General features: G+C 70.3%; 3 protein-coding genes. 1 reads left to right on the top strand and 2 read right to left on the bottom strand.

Going from position 1 to position 2,927, the window contains the following annotated elements; translation table 11 throughout:
• Positions 1-315: DUF779 domain-containing protein (locus G6017_RS15300; RefSeq protein ID WP_194307900.1), on the bottom strand; the 315-nt coding region annotated here is incomplete at its 3' end.
• A gap of 32 nt (positions 316-347) precedes the next feature.
• Positions 348-1,871, bottom strand: coding sequence for an acetaldehyde dehydrogenase ExaC (exaC, locus tag G6017_RS15295; RefSeq protein WP_179524183.1), 1,524 nt, complete (start codon positions 1,869-1,871; stop codon positions 348-350).
• Between the two features lie 214 nt (positions 1,872-2,085).
• Here exaC and mftM point away from each other — a divergent pair, with 214 nt between their 5' ends.
• On the top strand, positions 2,086-2,919 hold the full coding sequence (gene mftM, locus G6017_RS15290; protein ID WP_179524182.1) for a mycofactocin oligosaccharide methyltransferase MftM: 834 nt from the start codon (positions 2,086-2,088) through the stop codon (positions 2,917-2,919).
• Positions 2,920-2,927 lie beyond the last annotated feature (8 nt).

The raw sequence follows: 2,927 nt of genomic DNA, 5'->3' as shown, positions 1-2,927 counted from the left end.
TTCGCCCGGTGGTTCGGACCGGTCGGCTCCGGACGGACCGTCCGCGCCGAGGTCGACCTCTCCCACCAGCACGTCGCGCTGTCCCACTCGGAACTCACCGTCGGGGTAACACATGGGTGCCGACCCGTCGCAGCACCCGCCCGACTGGTGGAACATCACCGGGCCGTGCCGGCCGACGAGCTCACGGATGAGGTCGGCGGCCGGCTCGGTGACCACGACGCGGGGCGGGAGACCGGGCGGCGCCCCCTCCGGCGGGAGGGCGCGCGCCGCGATGGGCACGCTCCCGCCCGAGGGGAGTCCGCAGACGTCGTCCATGACCGGTCCCTCCTCTTCTGATCCGCCGCGGCTCAGAAGAAGCCCTGCGGCTTGCCCGAGTAGCTCACCAGCAGGCACTTGGTCTGCTGGTAGTGGTCGAGCATCATGCGGTGGTTCTCGCGCCCGATGCCGGACTGCTTGTAGCCGCCGAACGCCGCGTGGGCCGGGTACTGGTGGTAGGTGTTGGTCCACACCCGGCCGGCCTGGATGGTGCGACCGGCCCGGTAGGCGGTGGTGCCGTTGCGCGACCACACGCCGGCGCCCAGGCCGTAGAGCGTGTCGTTGGCGATCATCATGGCGTCGTCGAAGTCGGTGAACGAGCTCAGGGAGAGCACGGGCCCGAAGATCTCCTCCTGGAACAGCCGCATCTTGTTGTGGCCGCGGAAGACGGTCGGCTGCACGTAGAAGCCGCCCGCGAGATCGCCCTCGAGCTCCGCTCGTCCGCCGCCGGTGAGGACGTCCGCGCCCTCCTGCTTGCCGATGTCGATGTAGGACAGGATCTTCTCCAACTGGTCATTGGAGGCCTGCGCGCCGAGCATCGTGTCGGTGTCGAGCGGATTGCCCTGCGTGATCTTGTTGGTGCGCTCGATCGCGAGCTCGCTGAACTCGTCGAAGACCGACCTCTGCACGAGCGCGCGTGACGGGCACGTGCACACCTCGCCCTGGTTGAGGCCGAACATCGCGAAGCCCTCGAGCGCGGCCTGACGGAAGTCGTCGTCGGCGTCCATGACGTCCTCGAAGAAGATGTTGGGGCTCTTGCCGCCCAACTCGAGGGTCACCGGGATGAGGTTCTCCGAGGCGTACTGCATGATCAGGCGTCCGGTGGTGGTCTCACCGGTGAAGGCGACCTTGCGGATGCGGGGGTTGGAGGCCAGCGGCTTGCCGGCCTCGGTGCCGAATCCGTTGACCACGTTCACGACGCCGGGCGGGAGCAGGTCGCCGATCACGGACATGAGGAACAGGATCGACGCCGGGGTCTGCTCGGCGGGCTTGAGCACCACGCAGTTACCCGCGGCCAGGGCCGGGGCGAGCTTCCACACCGCCATGAGGACCGGGAAGTTCCACGGGATGATCTGTCCGACCACGCCGAGCGGCTCGTGGAAGTGGTACGCCACCGTGTCCTCGTCGATCTGCGAGATCCCGCCCTCCTGGGCGCGGATGCAGCCGGCGAAGTAGCGGAAGTGATCGATCGCCAGCGGGATGTCGGCGGCCAGGCACTCGCGGATCGGCTTGCCGTTGTCCCACGACTCGGCCAGCGCGATGGCCTCGAGGTTCTCCTCCATCCGGTCAGCGATCCGGAGCAGGACCAGCGAGCGCTCCGCGGCGGAGGTGGCGTTCCACCCGGGGGCGGCGGCCCACGCGGCGTCCAGGGCCGCCTCGATGTCCTCGGACGTGCCGCGGCCGACCTCGCAGAAGACCTGGCCGGTGATCGGGGTGACGTTCTCGAAGTACTCGCCCTTGACGGGTGCCACCCACTCGCCGCCGATGAAATGGTCGTAGCGGCTCTTGTAGGACATCACCGAACCATCGGCGCCGGGCTGTGCGAAAACGGGCATCGTGCCCCTCCTTCTCCTCCGCGCGACCCCCGTGGTCGTCGCTGTGATGTAGGACACTATGCGCGGCGGGGTTGCAGCAACGTTGCACGCGGCCCGGCCCGAGCCGATCGCGTGCGGCCACTGCCCGACCGGGCAGGGCCGGACCCGTTCGACCTGGCGGAATCCACCGGATCCTCTCGCCGCGGACCTCCCGCTCGCCCTACCGTCTGCCCCCATGGAGACCACAGCGACCCGCGGGACGAGCCGGACGATCTCGGCGATCCGGGGCGGACCGGGCCGGCGCTTCGGGGTGTTCACCGTGATCGCCGACGACCGTCGGGTGCGGATCGGGCACGACCTCGACGACGACGAAGTCAGCGAGGCGCTGATCCCGGCCATGGCCCGCGACCTGCTCGCCACCGGGGTCCTGCACACCGTCGACGAGTTCCACCGGGCCGTGACCGCGCTCGTGACCTGCCGGGACGCGAGCTGGGAGGAGTGCTGGTCCGCCTACTACCGGTCGTCGATCTCGGCACTGGCCAGCGGCGTCTGCCCGTTCTCCCCGGTGCACGACCGGGCGGTGGCGGAGATGGTCGGCGACTCCGCGGTGGAGATCGGGTGTTGCTTCGGGTTCCTGTCCCTGCGGCTCGCCCGCGAGGGTGTCAGGACCATCGCCGTGGACCTCGACCCCTCCGTCCTCGGGTTGCTCCGGACCTGCGCACCCGTCGGCGCCGCCCGGCCCACGCCCGTCTGCCTCGACGCCCGGACGACCCCACTGGCCCCGGCCGCCGCGGACACCGTCTACCTCGTCCACGTCCTCGAGCATCTGGACGAGGACGCCGGCTGGGACATGGTCCGCGACGCACTCCGTCTGGCGCGGAGACGCCTGGTGATCGCCGTGCCCTTCGAGGCCGTCGCCGTGGCGCAGTACGGCCATGTCCGGACCTTCGACGTCCCCACGCTGACGGCACTCGCCGCCCGGATCGAGGCTGTCGGTGACGGCCGGGCCTCCGGTGTGCGGACCCGGGTCGACCAGCACCACGGCGGGTGGCTCGTGGTCGACAAGTGACGCGCCCC

The organism is Dietzia sp. B44 (assembly GCF_014145245.1).
In the GTDB taxonomy this organism is placed as follows: domain Bacteria; phylum Actinomycetota; class Actinomycetes; order Mycobacteriales; family Mycobacteriaceae; genus Dietzia; species Dietzia natronolimnaea.
This window is presented reverse-complemented; position numbering and strand designations above follow the sequence as displayed.